A 26,011-nucleotide genomic window follows, 5' to 3' on the forward strand; every position below is an offset into this window, starting at 1 on the left:
GAGATCTCTCCAGAACCTAGGTGACGGCGCCGGCCGTCTTGAGCTCGATGATGCGGTCCCAATCCAATCCGAGTTCCAGCAAGATTTCGTCAGTTTGCTCCGCAAAACCGGGCGCTGGTCCCGATTGGGGTGCGCTGACATCGAACTGCACCGGATTCGCGACCAATTCGAGCTCGCCCGCCTGAACGATGTATTCATTCGCACGGATTTGGGCGTCGTCGGCGGCCTGCAAGGTGTCCTGTACGGGCGCCCACGGGCCCGCCAGCGACGAGAACCTCTCGCTCCACTCTGGAAGCGTTCGCTTGGCCATCGCTTCGCGCAGGATGTCAACGGCGGCCGCGGTGTTCTCCGCGATCGACTCGACCGTCGCGAACCGAGGATCGTCGATGTACTCCTCGAGCTCCATGTGCCGACACACGTCTGCCCAGAACTTGGTGGGCTGCATCATCACGAACGAGATGTATCGGTCGTCGGCCGTCGGGTAGACGCCCACCAGCGGGTTGATGGGCGAACCATGCACGCCGGGCGGCGGTTGCACCATCAACTGTTTGAGGTGATTGGTCAGCGCCACCGTGTGGCCCATCGACCACAAACCGCTGCCCAACAACGAAACATCCACGACCGACGGCTCGCCCGTGCGCTCGCGCTTGAGCAGGGCAGCCGCGATCCCGCCCGCCAGGTTGGTGCCGGAGATGGTGTCGCCGTAGGCCGGTCCCGGTGGGCCGATCATTCCTTCGATTCCCGGAGGAGTGATCGTGGCCGCCGTGCCCGCGCGACACCAGAAGGCGGTCATGTCATAGCCGCCCTTCACCGACTCTTCACCGCGGGGGCCGAGCGCGCTGCCCCTGGCATAGATGATGTTCGGGTTCACGGCGCGGATGTCGTCGACGTCGATGCCGAACTTCTGACGGTGTCCGGGCAGGAAGCTGGTTAAGAACACATCGGCGTTTTTCGCCAGCGCTAGCAGTATCTCGCGCCCTTCGGGCACCGACATGTCCAGCCCGATGCTTCGCTTGCCGCGGTTGGCGTGCTCGATGTTCGGGTTGGGGTCGCCCTCGACGCGCAGCGGGCCGGTCTGCCGAAGCCCGCGCTGCGGGTCACCGGTAACGGCGTGCTCGACCTTGATGATGTCGGCGCCCCACTCGCCGAGCACGGCACCGGCCGACGGGACGAACCCGTACATCGCGACCTCGAGGACGCGGATGCCCTCGAGAGGCCTCACGAGACGACCTCGGCGAACGTCTTGGACTCCAGGAATTCCTCGAGTCCCGCGCTGCCCATCTCCCTGCCGATGCCGGACTGCTTGAATCCGCCGAACGGGCTGTCTGGGCTGAAGTAGTTGCCGCCGTTGATGGAAAAGGTGCCGGTCCGGATGCGACGGGCCACGGCCAGCGCCCGCTCCTGACCGCCGAACACGGCACCGGAAAGCCCGTAGATGGAGTTGTTGGCGATGCGCACCGCGTCGTCGTCGTCCTCGTAGGCAATGACGACCAGTACCGGGCCGAACACTTCTTCTTGCGCGATCTCGCTGTCGGGGTCGACGTTCGTCAGCAGCGTCGGGGTATAGAAGAAGCCCGGATCGACCTTCTCGCCGCCAGTAGCCAGCGTGGCGCCTGCCTCGACGGCACGCTTGACCATCCCGTCGACCTTGTCGCGCTGCTTCTCACTGATCAGCGGACCCATGTAGGTATTGGGATCAGAGGGATCGCCGTAGCGGACCAAAGCGAAGTTGTTCTTGATCAGCTCGACGATCTCGTCGTGGTGCTTGCGCGGCACCAACAGCCGTGACGTCAGTGCACAGCCCTGACCGGCATGGGAAACCATGCTGAACGCGGAGAACATGGCCGCGGTGTTGAAGTCGGCGTCGTCGAGCACGATCGCCGCGGACTTTCCGCCCAGTTCGAGGAAGACGCGCTTGAGTGTGTCGCTGGCGGCCGCCATGATGCGGCGGCCCGTCGGCGTGGAACCGGTGAAGGTGACCATGTCCACGTCCGGGCTTGTGGTCAGAACGGCGCCAACTTCTGGGTCGGCTCCGCTCAACACGTTCACCACGCCCGCCGGGATATCGGTGTGGTTGGCGATCAGCTCGCCCAGCGCGAGCGTGATCAGCGGGGTGTCCGGCGCGGATTTGAGAATCACCGTGCAGCCTGCGGCGAGCGCCGGTGCGAGCTTGGCCAGCGCAAGCTGGTTGGGATAGTTGTAGGCGATGATCGCGGCCACCACGCCTGCGGCTTCTTTCTCTACCCACCGGTGGTGCTGCATGCCGCGGCTTTCTATGTTGCCGAGGTCTTCGGTCATCGGATAGGTCTTCAGCAGGTCGGCGTAATAACGCACGATCTCGACGGGTTGGTCCAGCTGCGGGCCGGCGATGAGAGCCGGCGTGGCTCCGACTTCGGCGATCGTCAGCTCGGCCAGCTCGTCGCGGTGGTCGACCAGCGCCTGGTGGAATTGCTCGAGGCAGCGGATGCGCAGCTCGGTGTTCGTCGACCAGTCCGTCGTGTCGAACGCGCGCCGCGCCGCGGCGACGGCGGCCTCTGCGTCACTGATCGTGGCGTCGGGAGCACGGCCGAGGACGTCGCCTGTGGCGGGATTAATGGAAGGAAACGTCCGTTCGGTCTCGAGCAGTCGCCCGTCAATCAGGAGGCGCCGGTCGGCGGTGGCTGAGCCGGCTCCCTCACTCGAGATGGTGGCCGTTTCCGTCATCATCCTCCTCAGCATCCAGCGCAGTGTGATGGAAACTTCATTCTCATCCCCGGCGAATCATACATTCGCGACGGGAGAACTCAAGCAAATGGTCTGAACTACGCCTGCCTGCTATTAACGATGCGACAAACCACCGCCAAACGTCTCACCAGTGCGAACGCGACTCCTAAGCTGTCTTGCGGGATCGCAGGCTCCGAGAGTACGGTTCTCATAATCGGAAGGACGATTCTTGATAGTTGAGGCCCGCGCGTGAAGACGGCGGTCGTGACTGGAGGCGGCTCTGGCATCGGCCTAGCCGTCGCACGACGACTCCGCGCCGATGGCTTACACGTCGCAACCATCGATATCAACCCATCAGATGCCGACTTCGCCTACACCGGCGACGTCACGAACCGCGCGCAGATCGACGAAGCGCTCACCGCGATCCGGGGTCAGCTCGGACCCGTGACTGTCCTTGTCAACGCAGCCGGGCTGGAGCGCTTCAGGCGCTTCACCGATATCACGTTCGACGACTGGCAGCGGGTCATCGACGTGAACCTCAACGGCGTCTTCCACTGCACCCAGGCGGTGCTGCCGGACATGATCGAGGCCGGGTGGGGCCGCATCGTGAACATCTCGTCGTCGAGCACTCATTCAGGACAGCCCTACATGTCGCCCTATGTCGCGGCCAAGTCGGCCGTCAACGGGCTGACGAAGTCCCTCGCGCTCGAATACGGCCCCTATGGCATCACCGTCAACGCCGTCCCACCCGGTTTCATCGATACCCCGATGCTGCGCAAGTCCGAAGCTCGCGGCTACCTCGTCGTTGAGAAGAACATCGAAGCCACACCGGTACGCCGCATCGGCAAGCCCGAGGACATCGCGGCCGCATGCGCATTCCTGATTTCCGAGGAAGCCGGCTACATCACCGGACAGATCTTGGGCGTCAACGGCGGCCGAAACACATAGACATCGGACGAAACACATGAGGAAGGACACCTGAACATGGGACGCGTTCAAGGCAAAGTCGCATTTGTCACCGGCGCAGCGCGCGGCCAGGGCCGCAGCCACGCGGTCCGGCTGGCGGAGGAAGGCGCGGACATCATCGCGGTCGACCTGTGCCAAGACATCCCGACGATCGGCTACCCGATGGCGACGCCGGAGGATCTCGAGGAGACCGCCAAGCTTGTCGAGAAGACGGGTCGCAACATCGTCACAGCCCAGGCCGACGTCCGCGAAGCCAGCCAGCTTCGCGCGGCGTTAGAGCGTGGCGTCGCCGAATTCGGCAAGGTCGACATCGTCGTCGCCCAGGCGGGTATCGCGGGCATGAAAGGACAACCGCCCCTGCAGGCCTGGGTTGACGTCATCAACACGAACCTGATCGGCACCATCAACGCGATCAACGTCGCGCTGCCCCATTTGTCCGAGGGCGCGGCCATCGTCGCGACCGGGTCCACCGCCGCGTTGATGGACACCCACAACAAGCCCGATCCCGGCAATGATCCGGGCGGCATGGCCTACGTGCACTCCAAGCGTGCGCTCTCGGCCTACGTTCACGATCTCGCCACCGAACTGGCGCCGCGCGGTATCCGCGCCAATGTCGTTCATCCGACCAACTGCAACACCGACATGCTGCAGAGCGAACCGATGTACAAGTCCTTCCGGCCCGACCTGGAACACCCCACTCAGGCCGACGCAGAGCCGGTGTTCTACGTGCAACAGGCCATGAAGGTGCCGTGGATCGAACCCGTCGACATCAGCAACGCGGTGCTGTGGCTGGCGTCGGACGAGGCCCGCTACGTCACCGGCATGCAGGTGCGTGTCGACGCCGGTGGCTACCTCAAGTGGTACGACTACCACAACTGAGAAGAGGAACACTGTGAAGGTTTTTGTTGATTCGCAGCGCTGCCAGGGCCACACGCTGTGCTCGATGATCGCCCCGGATTCCTTCGAGCTCAGTGACATTGACGGCACGTCCTCGCCGGTGAACGAGGTTGTCCCGGCAGACCAAGAAGATGCGGTGCGCGAGGCTGCACACTCGTGTCCGGAGCAGGCCATCTCGATTGAAGAATGATCGAGCACGAAAAACGCAGGGAGACAAGGCCTTGAGCACCGTCGACGATCTCGCCGGAGGCACGGACGACAGCGATCGTAAGCGCAACCGATACCACTTTGATCGGCACACTCCGGAGTATCGTCTCCAGTTCGAGAAGATCACCGAGGAGATGCAGTCGCGGTGTCCGATGGCGTGGACGGACACCTACAACGGCCATTGGGTCGCCGCCGGCAGTAAAGAGGTCTTCGAACTCGCGCGCTGCCCCGCGGTGTCGAATCATCACGATCTCACGGGCGAGACGCCATACCAGGGCATCACCATCCCGAAAGCGCAACGGGCCACGGTCGTTCGCGGCGGCATCCTGGAAATGGACGAGCCCGAACACAGCCTGTACCGGGGTGCGCTGAACCCCTACCTCTCCCCGGCAGCGGTCAAGCGGTGGCAGCCGTTCGTCGACGAGGTCGTGCGTGCGGCGCTCGACGAGAAGATCGAGTCCGGCCGGATCGACTTCGTCGACGATCTCGCCAACGTCGTGCCCGCGGTGCTCACGCTCGCAATGATGGGCATCGAGTTGAAGAAGTGGATGATCTACAGCGAGCCGGCACACCTGTCGGTGTCTACCCCCGAGCACTCGCCCGACGCCGCGCGCGTCGCCGAGCTGAACCGGCAGATGGGCATCGACATGATCAACACCATGATGGAGGTCCGGGAGAACCCGCGGCCCGGCCTGGTGAACGCGTTGCTGCAACTACGAATCGACGGCGAGCCCGCACCCGACCTGGAAATCCTCGGCAACCTGGGCTTGATCATCGGCGGCGGGTTCGACACCACGACGGCGCTGACCGCGCACGCGTTGGAGTGGCTGTCAGAGCATCCGGACCAGCGCGAGTTGCTCAGCCGCGAACGCGACACCCTGCTCAACCCGGCCACGGAAGAGTTTCTGCGCTACTACACGCCGGCACCTGGGGACGGCCGCACGTTCTCCGAGGACGTCGAGGTCGAGGGGCAGGAGTTCAAAGAGGGTGAACGGCTGTGGATTTCCTGGGCCATGGCCAATCGGGATCCGTCGGTGTTCGACGAGCCAAACGAGGTCGTTCTTGACCGAAAGGGCAACCGGCACTTCAGCTTCGGTATCGGTGTGCACCGGTGCGTCGGCTCCAATGTCGCCCGTACGGTCTTCAAGTCGATGCTGACCGCCGTGCTCGACAGGATGCCGGACTACGTGTGCGACCCCGAAGGTACCGTGCACTACGAGACGATCGGGGTCATCCAGGGCATGAAGCACCTGCCGGCGACGTTCACGCCCGGTAAGCGGCTCGGACCCGGGCTCGACGAGACTCTCGACAAGCTGCAGCGGATCTGCGACGAGCAGGAGCTCGCCCGTCCGATCACGGAACGCAAGGAAGCCGCTGTTATCGATTGAGCCAAATTCGCGTAGCCGAAGTGGTTTGATAAGCAGCCGTCGGGGTGGAAGGACGAAGGGACGATCATGAAGTCCGTGACGTTGGCGACCGCCGCGGCCGTGCTCACGGCAGCTGCGGCCGTGCTTGCCCCGCCCGCCAGCGCCTCCATGCAGCTGGGGAATTACGACGTGCTCACAAATAGGTACGAGCGGGCTTCGTGGGCCTGGTTCGTCTCGGCGTGTCCGCAGCCGGTGAACCTGGACTGCTTGGCCATCAGCGCGATACCGCGACTGAAGTTCTACGCCTATTACAACGGCCAAGCGCACCTCGTCGACGGTCAATACAGGTTGACCGTGGACGTGCCCGACGGCCTGCAATGCCTCCCCGGCTACGCCATGCCAACGCACGAAACGTGGACCTGGGACGACCGGTCACTCGCCGGAACCATTGAGTCGAATTACGACGTTGGCTGCTTCAACGGCCCGCCGGGCTCCCAATTCTGGACGTTCGCGCTGCAACGGTTGTAGACGCGCGGCTTACAACCATCCGACTTCGCGCAAGAACCCCTGTGTGTGGGCAATGCGACCGGTCAACGCCTTCGGATCGCCGGTGCACAGCATGAAGGCGGTCTGGGTGATCAGCTCGATGTCCTCCGTGTCTGTCTTGGCCAGATCCAGCGTGCCCGCGCCAGGCGTCGCGACCGGATTGGTCGGCGCCGCGGCGTTGACCGCGATCCCATCGTCGTACAGCTCGGCGGCAAGGCTTTTCGTCAGCCGGTTGAGGGCCGCCTTGACCGTTCCGTAGATACCGAATCCAGCGGTGCGGTCGAAGTCGGAGAACGGCGGGCCGTCGGGCAGATCACCGCCGACGGATGTCACGTTGAGCACCCACCCGCGCCCGCGCTCGCGCATGGCGGGGATCGAAAGCTGGGTGAGGTGCAGCGGTGCCAGCACGTGCATCTCCATCATCAGCCGCACGCGCTTCTCTGGAAACTCGTCGAGCGGCCGCAGGAACGTTACGGCGGCGTTGTTGACCAGAATGTCCGGCACGCCAACGCGTTCCACCACCTCGTCGAACAGTCGCTCGCGGTCTTCGACTTTGGAGAGATCGGCCTGAATGGCGATCGCCGCGCCGCCGGCGGCTTCCATCTCTTCGAGCGTCTGCCGAAGGGAACCTTGATATTTGGGGTTGGGCTCCATGGTGCGCGCGGTGAGCGCAACGGTCGCACCTTCGGCGGCGAACCGGTGCGCGATCGCCTTGCCGAGTCCCCGGCTGGCGCCGGTCACCAACGCCACCTTGCCGTCACACGGAGCAGGCACTTGACGTCCTCCCTGGTTTCAGGTGCGGGGTATGCCCGCAAGCTTGTCGGCGAACTTCGCTTCCGCGGCTTCACGCAACCGAAGCAGGTGCTCCGACGGAAACATGTCGGGTGCCGGCTTCTGGTCCTTCAGCAGCAACCGGGCCAGCGTGACCTTGTGCACCTCCGTCGGCCCGTCGGCCAACCCGAGCACAAAGGACTCCACCAGATAGGACACGAACGGCATTTCGTGCGTCGTGCCCAGAGACCCGTGCAACTGCAATGCCCGCGCCGACACGTCGTGAAGCACCTTCTGCATCATCGCCTTGACCGCCGAGATGTCCGCGCGAACGGCCTTGTAGTCGTTGTGCTGGTCGATCTTCCACGCCGTCTGCAGGGTGAGCAGCCGGAACGCCTCGATCTCCATCCACGAGTCGGCCACCATCTCCTGGACAAGCTGCTTGTCGGACAGCATCCCGCCCTGGGTGTATCTGGACACTGCCCGTTCGCAGATCATGTCGTAGATGCGCCGAACCAGTCCGACGGTCCGCATGGCGTGGTGGATACGCCCGCCGCCCAACCGGGTCTGCGCAACGACGAATGCACCGCCGCGCGGGCCGAGCATGTGATCCGCTGGCACGCAGACGTTCTGGTACCGCACGTAACCCTCGCGGCCCCCACCACCCAACGGTTGGTGGCCAAGGCCGACGTCGCGCAGAACGTTGATGCCCGGGGTCTCCCCCGGCACGACGAACATCGAATACCGTTCATAGGGCGGCGCATCCGGATCGGTCATCGCCATCACGATGATGAACGAAGCCATCGAGGCAAACGACGAGAACCACTTCTCCCCGTTGATGATCCAGTGATCACCGTCCTGCGTCGCGGTCGTGGTGAACACCTTCGGGTCGGCGCCACCTTGTGGCTCGGTCATCGAGAAGCACGACACGATGCGGTTGTCCAACAGCGGCTCCAGGTAGCGTTTCTTGAGCTCGGGAGTGCCGTAGTGCGCGAGGATCTCGCTGTTGCCGGAGTCGGGGGCCTGCGAGCCGAAGACAATCGGCGCACACTCCGACCGGCCGAGAATCTCGTTCAGCAGCGCCAGCTTCACCTGCCCGTAGCCGGGACCGCCCAGATGCGGACCGAGGTGGGTGGCCCACAAGCCTCGCTCCTTTACGTTCTTCTGCAGCGCGGGATCAGCGCCTGGCGCACTGGATCATTGAGATCATGGGACTCCTTGACGATCAGATCGATCGGTTCGCACTCCGACCGAACAAAGTCATCGACCCACGCAAGTTGTTCGGCCCACTCAGGATCAGTTGAGAAGTCCCACGCCATCGTCGTCCTTCCGTCGGTGTCAGCGCTTCCGCCGTGCCGCGGCCTCATCCGTGGCGTGGGTGAGCACCTGGTTGCGGTTCTCGAGTTCCATCGCCGCGCCCGGCCCGGCTGCATCGGTGTTCACCTGCAGGGCGCGCTTTGTCAGTTGCACACCCAGCGGCGCCAATTCCGCTATACCCGAAGCCAGTTCGAGAGCACGGTCCACGAGGCGGTTAGGTTCGACGAGTTCGCTGACCAGACCTCGGCGGTCAGCCTCGGCTGCGGACACCGTCCGACCGGTCAGCATCCAATCGGCGGCGACGCTCGTCCCGACGATGCGGGGCAGGTGATAGCTCATGCCCATCTCGGCGCCGGACAACCCGAGCAGGATTGCGCCGTTGCCGAATGTGGCCGCCGTCGAGCAGATCCGGATGTCTGAGGCCAGACACAGCGCGAAGCCGGCGCCGACACAGGGCCCGTTGACGGCTGCGATGACCGGCTGCGGAAGGTCCCAAATCGCCTGGGGCAGTGCAGCCATGGCCTCTTGGAACCGCAGCCTGTCGATCGCCGGGTCTGACGCCTCAACCGTCCTACCCGCAAAGTTACGCACGTCGATGCCGGAACAGAACCCGCGGCCTGCGCCCGTGAGTACGACGACGTTTGCCGAGGTGTCCGCGCCGATCGTGGCGAACGCCTGTGTGAGTTCATCACGCATCACTTGGTTGATCGCGTTGAGCTGCCTCGGCCGCTTCAGCTGCAGGACAACGATTCCGGCCCGCGGCCGGTCGATGTTGAGCGTCTCGGTCACCGGACTCAGCGCCGCGGCAGGCCGAGCACCTGGGTGGCGATGATGTTGCGCTGGATCTCGGACGTGCCGCCCGCGATGGTTCCGCCGAAGCTGCGGGCGTAGCGCTCGAACCAGCTGGAGAAGTAATGGTCGAGGTTCATGTGCTCGTACGGCCCCGTCGTCGACGGATGGATGAGTCCGTCGGGACCCGCGGCGGTCAGCGCGTTCTCGAACGCCTGCCTTTCAGCCTCGGAGCCGAACACCTTGAGCACCGACACCGAAGCGGTGTCCATCTCTCCTCGGGCAGCCCGGGCCAGCGCAGCGGAACCCATTGCCCGTAGCGCGACGTAATCGATGATCGTCGTGGCGTACTGATCGCGTTGTAGCTCGGTGTGCGGCCGGAAGTCGGCGATCATGTTGTCGATCCGGTCGGCGAAGCCCAGCCACATCATCGTGCGCTCGTGTCCGAGCGACCCGTTGGCCACACCCCAGCCGCCGTTCAGCGGGCCGACGAGGTTCTCCGCAGGTACGCGGGCGTCGGTGAAGAAGACTTCGTTGAAGTCCTTATTCTCCTCACCCGTCATGTCCGCGAACGGCCGGCACACAACTCCGGGAGTGTCCGTCGGAATGATCAGCGCGCTGATTCCCTTGTGTTTGGGCGCGTCCGGGTCGGTGCGCACGAATGTCAGCAAGAAGTCGGCGTCGTGGGCGCCGGACGTCCACACCTTCTGGCCGTTGACGACGAAGTGGTCACCGTCCAGTACCGCCCTTGTACGCAAGGACGCCAGATCGGAGCCTGCGCTGGGCTCACTCATGCCAAGCGACGCTGTCTTTTCAGCTTTCAGCACCGGCACCGCCCAGCGATGCTTCTGCTCGTCGGAGCCGAACGAAAGCAGCGACGCCGCAATGATGTTCACGCCCTGCGGGTTGAAGCTGTGATAGATCCTGCGCTTGCAGAGCTCTTCGAGATGCACATACTGCTGCAGCACAGTGGCATTGCGGCCACCGAACTCTGGCGGCTGCGGGGGCAAGAGCCATCCGTTGTCGAACAGCAAGCGCTGCCATTTGCGAGCCCACTGCGGCATGTGCGATACCGACCGCGGCCGCTCGAGCGTCTCGGCCTCCGACGGCAGATGTTCGTCGAGGAAAGCCACGAACTCCGCGCGGAACTCCTCGACGTCTTGGTCAAAGGAAAGCTGCACTGCTACTCCTGTATTCCTCCGCGATCATCGCGCGATGTTCGGCCGCACCGCCGAGCAGCAGCTCACCGGCCTTGGCGCGCTTGAGCGCGAATTGAAGATCGTTCTCCCAGGTGAAGCCCATGGCGCCGAACAGCTGCAGGCCGTGGCGGAATGCCACCGCCTGACACTCCCCTGCCGCGGCTTTGGCCATCGCAGCGGCCAGGCGCCGTCGCGGATCGTCGGCCGAAATCGTCAGTGCCGCAAAGTAAGACAGCGCCCGGGCGCGTTCGGTGGCAACGTGCATGTCGACGGCCTTGTGCTGGACGGCCTGGAAAGTGCCGATCGCCACGCCGAACTGCTGGCGCTGTTTCACGTGCTCGAGCACCAAGTCGAGGATGCGCTGGCATGCGCCGACGGTGGTGATCGCCATACCGGTGAGCGCTACGTGACGGGCCTTTTCTGCATTGAAGCGCACCCGGTCGGAATCAGGCACATGTACGCCGGAAAACGAGACCTCGGCGATGTGGAGCACGGGGTCGAACACCGGGCTACGGCGGACCACCGCTTGACCGGCGTCCACCAGAAAAACGCCGGCTTCCGTCACGACCGCGAGTCGCTCGGCACGATCACCGTCGAGCACGTGATGCGCTGTTCCCTCCAGCACCCAGCCCTCGGCATCGCGATAAGCGGTCACCCCGCCGTAGACCGCCGTGCCCGCCTGCTGGGGATCGAAACGGTCGCCGGCAAGCGGCGCGAACTGGGTCAGCGTCGCCAGGAACGGCGTCGGATCGGTGGCGCGGCCGAGTTCTTCGAGCACAATCGCCAACTCGACGGCGTTCTCTGGGTCGGTTAGTTCCGTCCAGCCCGCGTCGACGTAGGTCTGCCACAACGGTGTCGGATCGACGCCATCCTCGGCAATCCCACGCACCAACGTCGGCGGGCATTGCTTGGCCACCGCGTCGCGCACGGTCTCCTGCCACAGCCGCTGATCAGCATCGAACTCAAGTAACATCCGGCCACTCCTGGGGGCATCTCACGTCGGTACGAGAATAACATTCTCCTTAGATGTTGTAATCGTTCTCTTCATGCGACTACCCCGTTTCGCTCAGCTGGACGTGCTCGAACGACCAGCACACACTCTCACCTGCGAAGAGATAAGCGATTCGCTGAGAACTCGATTCTTGCTATTGAAGAACAACGCTTTACACTGGGTTGTATCGGGCGCGTTTTCGCGCTGCGGTCGAAGGCGCTCGCCTCGACCGGATGGCATCGGAGGACAGCTTTGGTGATGCAGCACCCCGACGGGGGGACGACGCCCGTCATCGACGCCAGCGTGCACATCTTCTCGAGGTCGAACAAAGACCTCCGCAGTTTCCTTCGCGAGCCGTTCAAGAGCCGCGGCTTCCCGGACTACGAGATGGACTGGTACGGCGCACCCGGCGGTGAATACGCACCGAAAACCGAGGGGCCTGACCGCGCCTATCCGGGGTCGGACCCTGAGTTCGTCGGCAGCCGGCTGTTCGAGGATCGTGGCGTCGACGTGGCCATCCTGCATCCGATGACGCGCGGCATCATGCCGGACCGCCACCTGGGCACCGCGATCGCTGCCGCGATCAACGAGATGATGGTGACGCGCTGGCTCGACGACAATGCGTATGCCGAGCGGTACCGCGGCACCATCCGCGTCAATCCCGACGACATCGCGGGCGCATTGCGGGAGATCGACAAGTACAAGGACCACCCGCGGGTGGTGCAGATCGGCATTCCGATGCAGTCTCGCGATTTGTACGGCAAACCACAGTTCTGGCCGTTGTGGGAGGCGGCCGTTGAAGCGAATCTGCCAGTGGCCGTGCACATCGAGGTCGGCGCCGGCGTCTCTGCTGCGCCGACGCCCTCAGGGAACACCCGGACCTACGAGCAGTACGTCGGGTTCATGGCCCTGAACTACCTGTACCACGTGATGAACATGATCGCCGAAGGGGTATTCGAAAGAATGCCGGCGCTGAAGTTCGTCTGGGCCGACGGCGCGGCCGACCTACTGACGCCGTTCATCTGGCGGATGGACTGCTTCGGCAGGCCGCATCTCGAACAGACGCCGTGGGCGCCGAAGATGCCGAGCGACTATCTACCCGGCCATGTCTACTTCGTGCAGGGCGCCCTCGACGGCCCGGGCGACACCGACTTCGCGGGTGAATGGTTCGGCTTCACCGGCAAGGACGACATGGTGATGTTCGGCTCGAGCTACCCGCACTGGCAGCTCAACGAGCTCAAGGTGCCCGGCGCGTACACGGCCGAGCAGCGCGACAAGTTGTGCTGGCGAAATGCCGCGGAACTGTATGGCATAGACGTCGGGGCCGGCGTCGGCGCAAAGTAGTAATCGAAGGCTGCGAACAAGGAGACCACGATGACGGTGACAACCACAGAGCGCAAGCCGGCGGCCGAACGAATTGCCGTCCGGTGTGTCGACTCCGACGTCCATCCCGCTCCCCGTCGCGGCGAGCTGGTTCAGTACATCCCGGAGCCGTGGCGTAGCAAGTATTTCCTCAATCGCAGGGTTGGCGAACAGATCTATTACGACGCCCCTGACTATGCGCACACGTATGCGATGCGTGCCGACACGTTTCCGCCGGATGGTGAATTCGCCTGCAGCGACCCGGATATGGCCTTCAAGCAGTTGATCATGGAGGCCGGCGCGGACATCGCGATCCTGGAACCGGCCGCGTATCCGGCCCGCCTCGGCGAGGCCAACCACGCGATGTCGGTCGGACTGAACGACTGGCAGGTCAACCACTGGCTCGACAGCCACAACAACTGGCACGAGCGGTGGCGTGGGTCAATCTGCGCGGCGATCGAGGAGCCGGAAGCAGGGGCCCGTGAGATCGAGCGTTTGGCCGGCCACCCGTACATGGGGCAGATTCTGATCAAGGCCGAGCCACGCCCGTCGTGGGGTGCACCGCAGTACGACCCGATCTGGGCCGCGGCCACCAAGCACGACATGCCGGTGAGTTGCCATCTGTCGCGCAGCCACCACGACGAGCTGCCCGTGCCGCCGGTCGGCCTGCCCAGCTACAACCACGACTTCATGGTCACTTACTCGCTGCTGGCAGCGAACCAGGTGATGAGCCTGATCTTCGACGGCGTCTTCGACCGCTTCCCCACGCTGCGAATCGTCTTCGTGGAGCACGCGTTCACCTGGATCCTGCCGCTGATGTGGCGGATGGACGCCATCTACGAGGCCCGCAAATCGTGGATGGACATCAAGCGCAAACCGTCCGAATACGTCAAGGACCACATCAAGTTCACTACCCAGCCGCTGGACTATCCCGAGGACAAGACCGAACTCACTCGGGCATTCGAATGGATGGAGTGCGAGAAGATCCTGCTGTTCTCGTCGGACTACCCGCACTGGACATTCGACGACCCGCGGTGGCTGGTCAAGCATCTACCGGAGCACGCCCGCGAGGCCGTGATGTTCCGCAACGGCATCGCGACCTACAAGCTGCCCGACACGGTGCCTGCCCTCGAGGGCCAGGTCAGGGTGTTCTGAGTTGACCAACGCAGAGAAGACGCCCCGGCTGGCGCAGGGGCGCGAGCACGTCGTCGCCACGGTGGACGAGATACCCCCTGGCACACATAAACTCGTCCCGATCGGACGCCACGGTGTCGGTGTCTACAACGTCAACGGCACCTTCTACGCGATCGCCAACTACTGCCCGCACGAAGGTGGTCCGTTGTGTTCGGGTCGGCCGCGGGGCCGCACCGTCGTCGACGAAAGCGTGCCGGGTGACTCGGTGATGGTGCGCGACATGGAGTTCATCTACTGCCCCTGGCATCAATGGGGTTTCGAGCTCGCGACGGGCACCACCGCGGTCAAGCCGGAGTGGAGCATCCGGACGTATCCGGTGCGGGTGATAGACAACGAGGTGCTGGTACAGGCATGACCACCACAGAGTCCGCGGGTCCGCAGCTCAAGCGCGGCGAAAAGGTCATGGAGATCAACGGCGGCAACGTCGTCTACGAAATCCTCGGCAAGAAAGGCGATTTCATCGCGCTGACGCCGGGCGGGCGCTTCAGCAAGGACATCGAGGGCCTGCGACCGCTAGCGCAGGCACTGGCCAAAGGCGGCTATCGCGTTCTGCTGTGGGACCGGCCGAACTGCGGCAAGTCCGACGTCCAGTTCTACGGCCAAAGCGAATCCCACATGCGGGCGCAGACGCTGCACGCGTTGATAACCGGCCTCGATATCGGGCCGTGCATCCTTGCGGGCGGCTCCGGCGGTGCCCGTGACTCGATGCTCACGACGATGCTCTACCCCGAGATCGTCAAGAAGCTCGTGGTGTGGAACATCGTCGGCGGCGTGTACGGGTCGTTCGTGCTCGGCTCGTACTACATCGTGCCGAGCATCCTTGCGGTGCGCGGCGCTGGCATGAAAGGCGTTATCCGGGTCGACGAGTGGAAGCAGCGGATCGCGGAGAACCCGGCGAACCACGACCGGTTTCTCGCGCTCGACCCCGATGAGTTCCTGAAGCTGATGTTGCGCTGGCTCAACGCGTTCGTGCCGAAACCCGGACAGACGATCCCGGGCGTCGAGGACGAGATGTTCGACAACATCACGGTACCGACCTTGATCATCCGCGGCGGCGAGAACGACCTGGACCACCCGAAACGCACCTCGCTGGAGGTGAGCTGTCTGATCAAGGGCTCGACGCTGATCGACCCGCCGTGGCCGGAAGATGCGTGGGAGCGTGCCGGCGAGGCCCGGGCTTCAGGAAAGGTGAAGCGGTTCAACATGTTCGACACGTGGGTGCAGGCCGCCCCCGCGATCCTGGACTTCCTGGGCAGATGACCGGCCTACCCCGTCCGGATGTGCACCTCACAGTTCAGCGACGCCTCCAGCGCCGTGTGGATGCGGCTTTCCGGGATTCGTTCAAGATCGGCCCTGTTCAGCGTCACGTACACCACATCGAAACCGTCGTTGCCCGGCACCCTTTCGATGTCGCCGGTAAGCCCGAAGCGCGAGAGCACGCCCTTGGCGTCGTCGTCGGTTCCCCGGCTGACATAGGTAACGATGCCGGCTGCGGGAGCCACGCCGAAAGCCTTGGTGCACAGGTCGATACCGATAGCCGTGACCGCCTCGGTATCGCTGCCGCCGACAAGCAACTCCACCTGGCGACGCCGCACCGGCATCGCCGGCAGATCGATGTCGATCACCTCGACGTTCGCAGCATCGGCCAGCGCTTTCAGGGTTGCCATGCCGTCGCCTAACTGCTCCGGTGTGAGTTCGCCCGCCGGGTCGACGTCGACACGAACCACCGCAGTCCTCATGGCCGTCAGCCTATCCGCGGACAGGAAGGGCCTGTCATGACCACCACCGCAACCGAACTCGTCGTTGCCGCTTGGCCCGACTGTCCGCCCCGATTGCTGCGGCCCGTGCACGATGGAGTCGAGGACTTCGCCGGGTATTCGGCGGGCGGAGGCTATCAGCCTCTGGAAGACCCGGACACGCTTCTCGGGCAGGTCGACCTGTCCGGCCTTCTCGGGCGCGGCGGCGCGGCCTTTCCGTTCGGAACGAAATTACGCACGGTTCGTGATGCCGGTCGCCGCGGAGCCGAAACGATCGTCGTCGCGAACGGTGAAGAGGGCGAACCCGCGTCGGTGAAGGATCGCTGGCTCCTTCGCAATCGGCCGCACCTCGTGCTCGACGGGCTCCGGTTGGCCACCGCGATCGTCGGCGCACGGCGTGCATATGTCTACGTCTCCGACGAGCCGTCGGCCACCTCGGTGACGGCCGCGCTCGCCGAGCTAGAGCCGAGCACGCTCGGTGGGGTCGCGGTGACCGTGTTGACCGTCGAGCCCGGCTATGTCGCCGGGGAGGAAACCGCCGCTGTGCGCCGGATCAACGGCGGACCGGCCAAGCCGACCGACAAACCACCACGCCCTTACGAGGAAGGCGTACAGGGACTGCCGACGATGGTCAGCAATGTCGAAACACTGGCGAATCTGCCCTATATCCTCCAGCACGGTTCCGAGGGTTTCCGGGCAGTCGGCACGCCGATGTCGCCCGGCACCTTCCTCGCGACCATCACGGGCGGCGGCCGGCCCGCAACACTGTACGAGATCCCGCACGGCGCAGCGTTTTCCGATCTACTCAAGGTGCACGGGCTGACAGCAGACTCGGTGCACGGCGTCCTGATGGGCGGCTACTTCGCGGGCCTGGTCAACACCGACATCCTCGACGCGACACTCGACCACGAGACGATCCGCCGCCTGGGCAGCGGCCTCGGGTGCGGTGCGATCTCGATTCTCACCGACGACTGTCCCGTCGCCGTCGCGGCATCGGTGATGTCCTACTTCGACCGCGAGAACGCCGGTCAGTGCGGATCATGTTTCAACGGCACCGCGGCGATGGCCGCTGTCACGTCGGCGTTGCGGGATGGCGCTGCAACTAATGAAGACCTGGCCCGTCTGGAGCGGTGGTCGGTAGTGCTGCGCGGCCGCGGCGCATGCGGCACGCTCGACGGCGCCACCAACGTCGCCGCCAGCTTGCTGCGGCAGTTCCCTCAGGTGGTTGCGCGGCATCTGGCGAATGATTGTCCGTCATGCCGCACCGGTGCGTTCCAGGCCGAGCGCCCGTACGAAGTGGAGGCGGTGGCGGGGTCATGAGTGAGGGCTTGAGGATTCGCCTCGATCGGACCATCTGCGATGGATTCGGCATCTGCGCCAAGCATGCGCCGGAGTACTTCTCGCTGGACGACTGGGGTTATGCGTCACTGATCGGCGATGGGACCGTGCCCGAGCAAGACCGCGACGCGGTGATGCGGGCATTGATGGACTGTCCTGTGCACGCCATCATCTACATGGGCGAACATCCGCCGTCCGATGACGGTACGGCGCAACACGACGCACGGGAATCCCCAGAACCCGAGCCGAAATCCGATGACAACGAGGCTGTTTGGGGGTTCGTCCGGTGACAAGGCCGCTTCCCGAACTCACCGTTTCTAACGAGTTCTTCTGGACCGCAGGATCCGACGGCGTCCTGCGCATCCAAGAATGCCGTGACTGCGAGGCGCTGATCCACCCCCCGCAGCCGGTGTGCCGGTACTGCCGCGGCCGCAACATGGGCGTGCGTGACGTCTCCGGAACGGCGACACTGAGCGCGTTCACCGTCAACCACCGCTTCGGCTTCCCGGACCTGCCTCCGCCGTATGTCGTCGCCCAGGTTGCGATCGTCGAGGATCCGCGAGTTCGGTTGACCACCAACATCGTCGAATGTGATCCCGACGAGCTGGTGCTTGGTCAGACCGTCGAGGTGGTCTTCGAGAAGCACACCGACAAGGCCGGAGCCGTCTGGCTGCCGTTGTTTCGGCCCACTGGCCAGAAGACCACGGGCCCGCAGCCCGTTGACGAAATCGCGCCGCAGGATTTCGGCAACTACGTCCGGCCCCCGCTGACGACGGAGAAGTTCGAGGAGAAGTCGGCTATCACCGGGATCGGTGCTTCCCGACTTGGCCGCAGGCTGATGGTGCCGCCACTGTCGCTGACCATCGATGCTTGCGAGGCGGCGGTCGCCGATGCGGGACTGACGTTCGACGACATCGACGGGCTCTCAACCTATCCGGGGCTTGACATCGCAGGCATGGGCGAGGGTGGCGTGTCCGCACTCGAGGGTGCACTCGGACTGCGTCCGACGTGGATCAACGGCGGCATGGACACCTTCGGCCCCGGCGGCTCGGTCATCGCTGCGATGATGGCGATTGCGACGGGCATGGCCCGTCACGTGTTGTGCTTCCGCACGCTGTGGGAGGCAACCTTCCAACAGCTGATGAAGGAAGGCAAGATGTCCCCGCCAGGGGGTCCTCGCACCTCCAGCTGGCAGATGCCGTTCGGCGCGACGTCGGCGGCGCACACGTTGGCGCTCAACGCCCAGCGCCATTTTCAGCGTTACGGCACGACCAGAGAAACGCTCGGCTGGATCGCGCTGAACCAGCGCGCGAACGCGGCGCTGAATCCGACGGCCATCTATCGCGACCCGATGACGATGGACGACTACCTGAATGCCCGGATGATCACGACACCGTTCGGGCTTTACGACTGTGATGTGCCGTGCGACGGCGCCATCGCGGTCGTCGTCTCGGCCGTCGACGCCGCCAAAGACATGCCGCGCAAGCCCGTGCTGTTCGAGGCCGTGGGTACCCAGATCATCGAGCGCACCGACTGGGACCAGACCACGATGACGCACGAGCCGCAGGTCCTCGGCCAGTCGGCACACCTGTGGACGCGGACGTCGTTGCGCCCCAACGACGTTGACGTCGCCGAACTGTACGACGGATTCTCCTTCAACTGCCTGTCCTGGCTGGAGGCGCTCGGCTTCTGCGGCATCGGCGAGTCGAAGGACTTTCTCGACGGCGGCAAGGCGATCGCCCGCGACGGGGTGATTCCGCTGAACACCCACGGCGGCCAGTTGTCCCACGGCCGCACCCACGGCATGGGCTTGATCCACGAAGCGGTCACCCAGCTTCGCGGGGAGGCCGGTGAGCGTCAAGTGAAGGACGCCCGCGTCGCGGTGGTCAGCAGCGGCGGCCTCACGCCGAGTGGAGCCATTCTGATGCGGACGGACGGGTGAGCGAACCGCAGCCGCGTCCACGCGTCGTCCTCGTCGACGGCGTGCCGATGTCGGGCCTTGTCGCGCTCGCCGAAGATCCGAAAGCCGTCATCGTGGCGTTCCACGGAGGCGCAAGTACCGCAGCCTATTTCGACTGTCCCGGACATCCGGACTTGTCGCTGCTGCGCACCGGTGCCGCCGAGGGCTACACGATGGTTGCGCTGGACCGGCCCGGCTATGGGAGCTCGGCTCCGTACCCGGATGCCATGGCGCACCCGGCACAACGGGTGGCGCTGACGTTCGGGGCAATCGACAAGGTCCTCGGCGGCAACCCTCGCGGCGCCGGATTGGTTCTGCTCGGCCATTCGGCCGGCTGTGAGCTTGCGGTGCGATTGGCCGCCGACGAACGGGCCGACCACGCTGACGTCATTGGCCTCGAATTGGCAGGCACCGGCACGGAATACCATCCCGCGACAGCGGAGATCCTGAAGACCGCCACCGCAACGCAGCGACCTACCGGACTGCGCGACGTGCTCTGGCAGCCCGCGAACCTGTACCCCGACGACGTGTTGTCCGGCATGACGAACTCCGCGACCGGCGCCCTCTACGAGGTCGACATGACCAAGAACTGGCCACGGCAAGACTTTCCGGCACTAGCCGCGCAGGTGCAGGTGCCTGTGCAGTTCACGGTCGCTGAACATGAGCGGGTGTGGCGTTCTGATCCGGAGACGCTCGCGCAGATCGGCGCGATGTTCACGTCGTCACCGCGGTTCACGATCAACGAACAGGCCGACACGGGCCACAACCTGTCGCTCTCGCTCCGCGCCGCGGCGTACCACGCGAAGGTGCTGTCGTTCGTCGGGGAATGCGTTGCCGCGCAACAGGGCACATCGAATGAACTGGAGGCAGGTTGATGCGTGTCGGATTCATCGGGCTGGGCAGTCAGGGCGGCCCCATGGCCCGCCGGATTGTTGAGGGCGGCTACGAGACGACGCTGTGGGCGCGCAGAGAAGCGAGCCTGGAACCGTATGCAGACACGGCCGCGAAGACCGCTGGGTCGCCGGCTGAACTCGCGGCCGCAAGCGACCTTGTCTGCCTGTGCGTCGTCGGCGACGACGATGTCAGAGAAGTGCTGTATGGCGAGACCGGAGTCCTGGCCGGTTTGGCGTCCGGCGGAATTGTCGCCATTCACAGCACGGTGCACCCCGACACCTGCCGCGAGGTCTCCGAAAAGGCAGCACAACAAGGTGTTTCGGTGATCGACGCTCCGGTGAGCGGCGGAGGACCCGCCGTCGAAGAAGGGAAGCTGTTGGTCATGGTTGGCGGCGACGAAGACGTCGTCGAGCGCTGCAAGCCGGTGTTCGCGACGTACGCCGACCCGATTGTCCACCTCGGCCCGCTGGGTAGCGGTCAGGTCACCAAAATTCTGAACAACCTGCTGTTCACCGCCAACCTCGGTAGTGCGATGAGCACGCTTGAGCTTGGCGAGTCCCTTGGCGTCCCACGCGACCGGCTCGCCCAGGTTCTCAACGGCGGCTCGGCGACCAGCAAGGCGCTCGGCAGCATCACGGTCTTCGGCGGAAGCCTCGAAGGCCTCGCGCCGATCGCAGGGGCGTTGTTGCAGAAGGACGTCCGCCACGCGGCGAGTCTCGCGGCGACTGCGTCGGCGCCGGAGGGCTCGGTGTTCACAGCAGCCGACACCGCTCTCAAACTGATGGACCACCCACGATGAGCGAGGTCGGGTTCGTCGGGGCGGGCCGCATGGGCGCACCCATGGTGCGCCGCCTCGTCGAGGCCGGCCACGAGGTCCGCGCGCTCGGGAGGTCGGTCGAGAAGCGGCGAGCCGTCAGTGAACTCGGCGCGCGGCCGGTGACCGACTTGGCGGACGTCGGATCGGATTCCGACGTCGTGATCGTCTGCGTGTTCACCGACGAGCAGGTTCAGCAGGTGTGCCTGGAAAGCGTTCTGCTGCCCACGATGCGGCCCGGAGCCGTGCTCGTCATCCACACCACGGGAAGCCCGCGCACGGCCGAGGCGATCGCCGCTGAGGCCGAGCCGCGCGGTATCGCAGTCGTCGATGCCCCGGTCAGCGGCGGTCCGCACGACATTGCCGCAGGCCAAGTAACGCTGTTTGTGGGTGGGTCCGACGATGCCGTCGAACGGGTTCGGCCCGTCCTGGCCAGCTACGGCGACCCGATCCTTCACGTCGGTCCCATTGGCGCAGGGCAGGGCGTCAAGCTTGTCAACAACACGCTGTTCGCCGCGCAGATCGGCCTGCTGCATGAGGCCGTGCGACTGGGTGATCGGCTTGGGGTCGACGAACGGCGCCTGCTTGACGCGATTGGCCATGGCAGCGCGGCGAGCCGCGTAGCAAGCATTGTCGGCGGCCGCGGTTCCGTCGACGCGTTCATTGAAATGGTCGGCGAATTCGTCGGCAAAGACGTCGCCGTCGTGCGCAAGACCGCAGCTGAACTCGGCAGCGATCTCGGGCTTCTCGACGACGTCATAAACGCGGGTTTCCAGGGGTAAACCATGAGAAACGCCCGAGTAGTTAGCCCGTTTCAATGTATCCGGACACCGAAGCTGTTAGCGTTACAGTTAGAGCGTCCCTCGTAACGCTTCCGGCAATCAGCCCGCCGCGAAGGAGGAGTCCATGACCAAGCCCAAACTGAAGTTCAACCCGGTCTCGCAGGAGTATTTCGACAACCCGTATGAGATCTACAAACGGATGCGGGACGAGGCCCCGATCTACTACGACGAGGACGAGGACTTCTATGCGCTGACGCGGCACGCGGATGTGGCAGCTGCGCTCAAGGACTACGAATCGTTTTCGTCGTCACGCGGCTGCGATCTCGGCATGGTGCGCACTGGCGAGGTCCCCTCGAAGTCGATCATCTTCATGGATCCGCCCGACCACCGCCACATGCGCAGCCTGCTCAACAAGGCGTTCACTCCGCGCGCCATCCAGTCGCAGCACGACACCGTCGTCGAGCTCGTCGAGCATTATCTGAGCAAGGTCGACCCCGACAACTTCGACGTGGTGCAGGACTTCTCCGGGCCATTCCCCGTCGAGGTGATCACCCGGATGGCCGGCGTGCCGGAGGACTTCCGCCAGCAGGTCCGGCACTGGATCGACACCAGCCTGGAACGCGAGCCCGGCCAGATCGAACTGTCCGAGAAGAACATGAAGGCCAACATCGACTCGGCGATGTACTACTACAGCCTGGTTCAGGAGCGGCGGCAGAACCCGCAGGACGACATGATCAGCCGCCTCATTGCCGCGGAGATACCGGACGACGAGGGGAATCTGCGCAAGCTCGACGACATCGAGATCACCGGCTTCACCACCCTGTTGGGCGGCGCAGGCGCCGAGACCGTCACCAAGCTGGTCGGCAGCGCTGTGGTCGAGTTCGCCAGGCACCCTGAGCAGTGGCAGATGTTGCTGGATGACCGCAGCAAGGTGCCGGACGCCGTCGAGGAGTTGCTGCGCTATGTCGGCCCGGTGCAGTACAACGTGCGCTACACGCTCAAAGAAGCCCACCTGCCCAACGGCACTGTGCCCGCTCACAAGCCGGTGTTCCTGATGAAGGCCGCGGCCAACCGCGACCCGCGCGCGTTCGACAACGCCGAAACGTTCGACATCACGCGAGACAAGGCTCAGTCGCAGAACCTGGGCCTCGGCTACGGCATCCACAGCTGCCTCGGCGCGGCACTGGCCCGCTTGGAGACCACGGTCGCTCTCGAGCACCTGCTCGACTTCATGCCGCGCTATGAGGTCGATTTCGCTGGGCTGCACCGGGTGACGATGCAGAACGTCGCCGGCTACCACAACGTGCCAGTGAAGGTGCTGAAGTGACGCAGAAGGTAGTAGTCGACTTCGGTCTGTGCGAAAGCAACGGGGTGTGCATGGGCATCATCCCTGAGGTGTTCGACTTGGACGATCAGGATTTCCTGCACATCCTGCAGGAAGAGGTCACCCCGGAGAACGAACACCAGATTCGCGAAGCGGTCCGGCAGTGTCCGCGGCAGGCCATCTCGATATCTGACGAGTAATGCGATTCGTCTTCGTGCACGGCGGTTTTCACGCCGCCTGGTGCTGGGAACGGACGATCGCTGAGCTCGAGCAGCTTGGCCATGTGGGCGTCGCAGTCGATCTCCCAGGACATGGGGCCAGGGTCGACGAGGAGTCGACCCTGGCCAACCGCCGCGACGCAATCGTGTCGGCGCTCAAGCAGGGTGATGTGCTCGTCGGGCACTCGGGCGGCGGGTTCGACGCCACTCTTGCCGCCGACGCAGCGCCGGATCTGGTCAGCCACATCACCTACATTGCCGCGGCCCTGCCTCGCGAAGGCAGGACGTATCCCGAAGCGATGGCGATGCGTGACAACGAGGACGGCGAGTTCGACGCAGACGTCGGAGAGATGTTGGGCTACTTGAAGTTCGACGACGACGGCGCGATGTGGTTCGCCGACTTCGACGGCGCGTGGAAATACTTCTACCACGACTGCGACGAAGCCACCGCGCGCTGGGCGTTCGAACGCCTCGGCCCTGAACGCTTCGGCGATACAACGGTGACACCGGTATCGGTGCCTGCGTTCTGGGCGGCCGATCTCCCCCGCAGCTTCATTCGCTGCCTGCAGGATCAGTCGATGCCACGGTGGCTGGCCGACACTGTGACACGCCGCCTTGGCGTCGAGCAGCTGACCATCGACACGTCGCACTCACCGTTCCTCAGTCGCCCACGCGAGCTGGCCGAGCTGCTCGTGCACGCGACCACGACGAAGGCAACGGGCCCGCTGGTGCCCGACTGACTGATGTTCGCGAAATAGCGTTCCGGGTTGTGGAATTGGCGAATCAACGACCAGGAATGCTATTTCGCGGCTAACCCAGTCCGGAGAGGATGACTCCGTTGCAGTTGGCTGCGGCCTGCCGGAGCTTCACCGCTTCCTGGTAGGCATCCGAGTTGTACCAGTCACGGGCCGCCTCGACCGAGTCGAATTCCAGCAGCACGCTCTGGGTGCCGTGCCAGCTTCCTTCGATCACCTCGGGCTTCTGATCGAACGACAGAAGCGTCGCACCGGCCATCGCCTTACCGGCCAGCTTGGCGTACTCGGCCATCCCTGCCGGATCGTGGACGTCTTCGGTGATGAGGATATAACCCTTGGGCATGAATCTCCTTGACTTTCAGTCGGTTTCGCTGATGGCTTGCTCTGGGCAGCAGTCGATGGCTTCCTTCGCCGCGCCTTCGAGACCGGCGGGCACATCGGAAGGATCGGCGACGGCATACCCGTCGTCGGTCATATGGAACACCTCGGGGCACAACGTCAGGCACATGCCATGACCGCGGCACCGGTCCTCGTCGACGGTGACTTTCATGCGGGATCGAACTCCAGATGCAACTCGGTGAGACCGCGCAGGATGTAGGTCGGAATGTATTGGTAATGACGGTTATCCGCGGGCCCGTGCTTGCTCTCCGATATCCGGATGTCGCTGGTCCTGTCGAGCAGTCTCTCGAGCCCGACCCGCGTCTCGGCGCGAGCCAGTGGTGCGCCGGGGCAACTGTGGATACCACGACCGAAGGCCAAGTGCTGACGGGCGTTCTTGCGTTCCGGATCGAACGTGTCCGGACTCTCGAAGCGGCGGGGATCGCGGTTGGCGGCCCCGTTGATCACCATCACCGTGCAGCCGGCAGCGATTGCTTCCTCACCGATGGTGGTCGGCACGCGCGACAACCGGAAGTCGCCCTTGACCGGACTCTCGATGCGCAGGCATTCCTCGATGAAGTTCGCGAGCAGGCTGCGGTCGTCGCGGAGCCTGCGCTGGATGTCGGGGCGATCACCCATCACCTTCAGTGCGGTACTGAGCAGCCGCACGGTCGTTTCCTGTCCGGCCGAGAAGACGTTGGTGGCCACCCGCACGACGTCTCCGACCTCGGGCATCGTCCCATCCGGGAACGTCGCCGTCGCCAGGCCGGTCAGCACGTCGTCACGCGGCTCACGACGCCGGTCTTCGACATATGTCGCGAAGACGTCGTACAGGTATTCCAACGGCGTCTTCGTCAGCGTCTTGTCGGCGTTACCGAGGCCACCCCCGTGGGTGCCGCGGGCGAGCCGCTCGATGAGCTCGTCGCGGTCCTCATCGGGGACGCCGAGCAGGTCGGCGATGACGCGCAGCGTGAACGGCCCCGCGAACCCCTTGATGAATTCGCCTTCACCCGGAGCGAGGAAGTCATCGAGGATGTCGTCGGCGAGCTGCCACATCGCGTCCTCGTTCTCCTTGAGACGCTTGGGGGTGATCAGCCGCATCAACAGCGCGCGGTGGTTCGTGTGTGTTGGAGGGTCGAGCGTCGGCAACTGATCGCTGAACGGAATCTCGTCGCGATGCTGCTCGATCAACTCGGTGACATCGTCACCTTCGAGAGGCACGGGAAACCCGGGGAACGGACCGGTCACCGAAATGCACGACGAGAACGTCTCCTCGTCGTTGTAGACGTCGACGGCCTCCTGCCAGCCGGTCACCATAGTCACGCCGTAGTGGTCCTCACGGCTGACCGGGCACTTGTTGCGAAGCGCCTCGTAGAACCGGTACGGATCATCAGTTAGACGACCATCCCGGAAGAAGTCGACCGAGGTGAGGTCCTCCGTCATGCGCCCTCCGTTTCGACGATCTCGACGAGCGAGAACGTG

28 protein-coding genes and 1 pseudogene are annotated in these 26,011 nt (G+C 64.4%); 18 read left to right on the top strand and 11 right to left on the bottom strand.

The annotated features are described in order from the left end of the window. Window positions 1-16: 16 nt before the first annotated feature. Both ACWW36_RS28595 and ACWW36_RS28600 read right to left on the bottom strand, forming a co-directional pair. The gene (locus tag ACWW36_RS28595) at window positions 17-1,222 is read right to left on the bottom strand and encodes a CaiB/BaiF CoA transferase family protein (RefSeq protein WP_456139277.1); all 1,206 of its coding nucleotides are present in this window, start codon (window positions 1,220-1,222) and stop codon (window positions 17-19) included. Beyond that, on the bottom strand, window positions 1,219-2,703 hold the full coding sequence (locus ACWW36_RS28600) for an aldehyde dehydrogenase family protein (RefSeq protein WP_456139278.1): 1,485 nt from the start codon (window positions 2,701-2,703) through the stop codon (window positions 1,219-1,221). Before ACWW36_RS28600 ends, ACWW36_RS28595 begins: the two co-directional genes overlap by 4 nt. Window positions 2,704-2,952: 249 nt before the next feature. Between ACWW36_RS28600 and ACWW36_RS28605 the strand changes: the two genes are divergently transcribed. From ACWW36_RS28605 to ACWW36_RS28625, 5 genes are all read left to right on the top strand, one after another. Next, window positions 2,953-3,651: an SDR family NAD(P)-dependent oxidoreductase gene (locus ACWW36_RS28605; RefSeq protein WP_456139279.1), complete on the top strand. Its 699-nt coding sequence runs from the start codon at window positions 2,953-2,955 to the stop codon at window positions 3,649-3,651. 36 nt (window positions 3,652-3,687) lie between these two features. Then, the gene (locus ACWW36_RS28610; protein WP_456139280.1) at window positions 3,688-4,548 is read left to right on the top strand and encodes a mycofactocin-coupled SDR family oxidoreductase; all 861 of its coding nucleotides are present in this window, start codon (window positions 3,688-3,690) and stop codon (window positions 4,546-4,548) included. Window positions 4,549-4,561: 13 nt separating this feature from the next. Then, window positions 4,562-4,756 carry a ferredoxin gene (locus ACWW36_RS28615; protein WP_456139281.1) on the top strand — a complete coding sequence of 65 codons (195 nt, stop codon included), beginning with the start codon at window positions 4,562-4,564 and terminating at the stop codon, window positions 4,754-4,756. A 31-nt stretch (window positions 4,757-4,787) separates the two neighbouring features. Further along, window positions 4,788-6,161, top strand: coding sequence for a cytochrome P450 (locus ACWW36_RS28620; RefSeq protein WP_456139282.1), 1,374 nt, complete (start codon window positions 4,788-4,790; stop codon window positions 6,159-6,161). Between the two features lie 66 nt (window positions 6,162-6,227). Further along, a complete protein-coding gene (locus ACWW36_RS28625) occupies window positions 6,228-6,668 on the top strand; it encodes a hypothetical protein (RefSeq protein ID WP_456139283.1) in 441 nt (146 codons plus the stop codon). A gap of 9 nt (window positions 6,669-6,677) precedes the next feature. Here ACWW36_RS28625 and ACWW36_RS28630 read toward each other — a convergent pair whose 3' ends face one another. The 5 genes and pseudogenes from ACWW36_RS28630 to ACWW36_RS28650 form a co-directional block, all read right to left on the bottom strand. Further along, window positions 6,678-7,460, bottom strand: coding sequence for an SDR family NAD(P)-dependent oxidoreductase (locus ACWW36_RS28630; protein WP_456139284.1), 783 nt, complete (start codon window positions 7,458-7,460; stop codon window positions 6,678-6,680). 18 nt (window positions 7,461-7,478) lie between these two features. Continuing rightward, a pseudogene (locus ACWW36_RS28635) lies at window positions 7,479-8,776 on the bottom strand (acyl-CoA dehydrogenase family protein). 19 nt (window positions 8,777-8,795) lie between these two features. Then, window positions 8,796-9,563 (bottom strand): enoyl-CoA hydratase/isomerase family protein, encoded by a 768-nt coding sequence (locus tag ACWW36_RS28640; protein ID WP_456139285.1) that lies wholly within the window; start codon window positions 9,561-9,563, stop codon window positions 8,796-8,798. 5 nt (window positions 9,564-9,568) lie between these two features. Beyond that, window positions 9,569-10,744 carry an acyl-CoA dehydrogenase family protein gene (locus tag ACWW36_RS28645; protein ID WP_456139286.1) on the bottom strand — a complete coding sequence of 392 codons (1,176 nt, stop codon included), beginning with the start codon at window positions 10,742-10,744 and terminating at the stop codon, window positions 9,569-9,571. Further along, window positions 10,728-11,735: an acyl-CoA dehydrogenase family protein gene (locus ACWW36_RS28650; protein WP_456139287.1), complete on the bottom strand. Its 1,008-nt coding sequence runs from the start codon at window positions 11,733-11,735 to the stop codon at window positions 10,728-10,730. The genes ACWW36_RS28645 and ACWW36_RS28650 overlap by 17 nt, the downstream gene beginning before the upstream one ends. Window positions 11,736-12,011: 276 nt before the next feature. Here ACWW36_RS28650 and ACWW36_RS28655 point away from each other — a divergent pair, with 276 nt between their 5' ends. Genes ACWW36_RS28655 through ACWW36_RS28670 form a run of 4 tightly spaced genes read left to right on the top strand, consistent with a single transcriptional unit; the run spans window position 12,012 to window position 15,569 of the window. Beyond that, window positions 12,012-13,097, top strand: coding sequence for an amidohydrolase family protein (locus tag ACWW36_RS28655; RefSeq protein WP_456142662.1), 1,086 nt, complete (start codon window positions 12,012-12,014; stop codon window positions 13,095-13,097). A 30-nt stretch (window positions 13,098-13,127) separates the two neighbouring features. Continuing rightward, window positions 13,128-14,270 (top strand): amidohydrolase family protein, encoded by a 1,143-nt coding sequence (locus ACWW36_RS28660; protein WP_456139288.1) that lies wholly within the window; start codon window positions 13,128-13,130, stop codon window positions 14,268-14,270. 1 nt (window position 14,271) lies between these two features. Continuing rightward, entirely contained in the window at window positions 14,272-14,664 is a 393-nt protein-coding gene (locus ACWW36_RS28665; RefSeq protein WP_456139289.1) for a Rieske (2Fe-2S) protein, read from the top strand. After that, window positions 14,661-15,569 (top strand): alpha/beta fold hydrolase, encoded by a 909-nt coding sequence (locus ACWW36_RS28670; protein WP_456139290.1) that lies wholly within the window; start codon window positions 14,661-14,663, stop codon window positions 15,567-15,569. The genes ACWW36_RS28665 and ACWW36_RS28670 overlap by 4 nt, the downstream gene beginning before the upstream one ends. Window positions 15,570-15,574: 5 nt before the next feature. Here ACWW36_RS28670 and ACWW36_RS28675 read toward each other — a convergent pair whose 3' ends face one another. Beyond that, on the bottom strand, window positions 15,575-16,048 hold the full coding sequence (locus tag ACWW36_RS28675; RefSeq protein ID WP_456139291.1) for a hypothetical protein: 474 nt from the start codon (window positions 16,046-16,048) through the stop codon (window positions 15,575-15,577). Between the two features lie 36 nt (window positions 16,049-16,084). On the opposite strand from ACWW36_RS28675, the gene ACWW36_RS28680 reads away from it, so the two are divergent. The 9 genes from ACWW36_RS28680 to ACWW36_RS28720 all read left to right on the top strand — a co-directional run bounded on the left by ACWW36_RS28680 (window position 16,085) and on the right by ACWW36_RS28720 (window position 24,136). Continuing rightward, window positions 16,085-17,386, top strand: coding sequence for an NADH-ubiquinone oxidoreductase-F iron-sulfur binding region domain-containing protein (locus ACWW36_RS28680; RefSeq protein ID WP_456139292.1), 1,302 nt, complete (start codon window positions 16,085-16,087; stop codon window positions 17,384-17,386). 8 nt (window positions 17,387-17,394) lie between these two features. After that, window positions 17,395-17,694: a ferredoxin gene (locus tag ACWW36_RS28685; protein WP_456142663.1), complete on the top strand. Its 300-nt coding sequence runs from the start codon at window positions 17,395-17,397 to the stop codon at window positions 17,692-17,694. Then, window positions 17,691-19,346, top strand: a complete 1,656-nt coding sequence (locus tag ACWW36_RS28690; protein ID WP_456139293.1) for a thiolase C-terminal domain-containing protein — start codon at window positions 17,691-17,693, stop codon at window positions 19,344-19,346. The genes ACWW36_RS28685 and ACWW36_RS28690 overlap by 4 nt, the downstream gene beginning before the upstream one ends. 47 nt (window positions 19,347-19,393) lie before the next feature. Further along, window positions 19,394-20,239: an alpha/beta hydrolase gene (locus ACWW36_RS28695; protein WP_456142664.1), complete on the top strand. Its 846-nt coding sequence runs from the start codon at window positions 19,394-19,396 to the stop codon at window positions 20,237-20,239. Further along, a complete protein-coding gene (locus tag ACWW36_RS28700; RefSeq protein WP_456139294.1) occupies window positions 20,239-21,057 on the top strand; it encodes an NAD(P)-dependent oxidoreductase in 819 nt (272 codons plus the stop codon). Before ACWW36_RS28695 ends, ACWW36_RS28700 begins: the two co-directional genes overlap by 1 nt. Then, window positions 21,054-21,854 carry an NAD(P)-dependent oxidoreductase gene (locus tag ACWW36_RS28705; RefSeq protein ID WP_456139295.1) on the top strand — a complete coding sequence of 267 codons (801 nt, stop codon included), beginning with the start codon at window positions 21,054-21,056 and terminating at the stop codon, window positions 21,852-21,854. The genes ACWW36_RS28700 and ACWW36_RS28705 overlap by 4 nt, the downstream gene beginning before the upstream one ends. Before the next feature lie 124 nt (window positions 21,855-21,978). Then, the gene (locus ACWW36_RS28710; protein ID WP_456139296.1) at window positions 21,979-23,181 is read left to right on the top strand and encodes a cytochrome P450; all 1,203 of its coding nucleotides are present in this window, start codon (window positions 21,979-21,981) and stop codon (window positions 23,179-23,181) included. After that, the gene (locus tag ACWW36_RS28715; protein ID WP_456139297.1) at window positions 23,178-23,378 is read left to right on the top strand and encodes a ferredoxin; all 201 of its coding nucleotides are present in this window, start codon (window positions 23,178-23,180) and stop codon (window positions 23,376-23,378) included. Before ACWW36_RS28710 ends, ACWW36_RS28715 begins: the two co-directional genes overlap by 4 nt. Continuing rightward, complete coding sequence (locus tag ACWW36_RS28720; RefSeq protein WP_456139298.1) at window positions 23,378-24,136, top strand: alpha/beta fold hydrolase; 759 nt, start codon at window positions 23,378-23,380, stop codon at window positions 24,134-24,136. The genes ACWW36_RS28715 and ACWW36_RS28720 overlap by 1 nt, the downstream gene beginning before the upstream one ends. Window positions 24,137-24,206: 70 nt before the next feature. On the opposite strand, the gene ACWW36_RS28725 is transcribed toward ACWW36_RS28720, so the two are convergent. The 3 genes from ACWW36_RS28725 to ACWW36_RS28735 are packed head-to-tail and all read right to left on the bottom strand — an operon-like array spanning window position 24,207 to window position 25,972. Further along, window positions 24,207-24,494, bottom strand: coding sequence for a DUF1330 domain-containing protein (locus tag ACWW36_RS28725; protein ID WP_456139299.1), 288 nt, complete (start codon window positions 24,492-24,494; stop codon window positions 24,207-24,209). A 15-nt stretch (window positions 24,495-24,509) separates the two neighbouring features. Next, window positions 24,510-24,701: a ferredoxin gene (locus tag ACWW36_RS28730; protein WP_456139300.1), complete on the bottom strand. Its 192-nt coding sequence runs from the start codon at window positions 24,699-24,701 to the stop codon at window positions 24,510-24,512. Further along, window positions 24,698-25,972, bottom strand: coding sequence for a cytochrome P450 (locus ACWW36_RS28735; RefSeq protein ID WP_456139301.1), 1,275 nt, complete (start codon window positions 25,970-25,972; stop codon window positions 24,698-24,700). Before ACWW36_RS28735 ends, ACWW36_RS28730 begins: the two co-directional genes overlap by 4 nt. Window positions 25,973-26,011: the final 39 nt, after the last annotated feature.

The organism is Mycobacterium sp. MMS18-G62 (genome assembly GCF_053877835.1).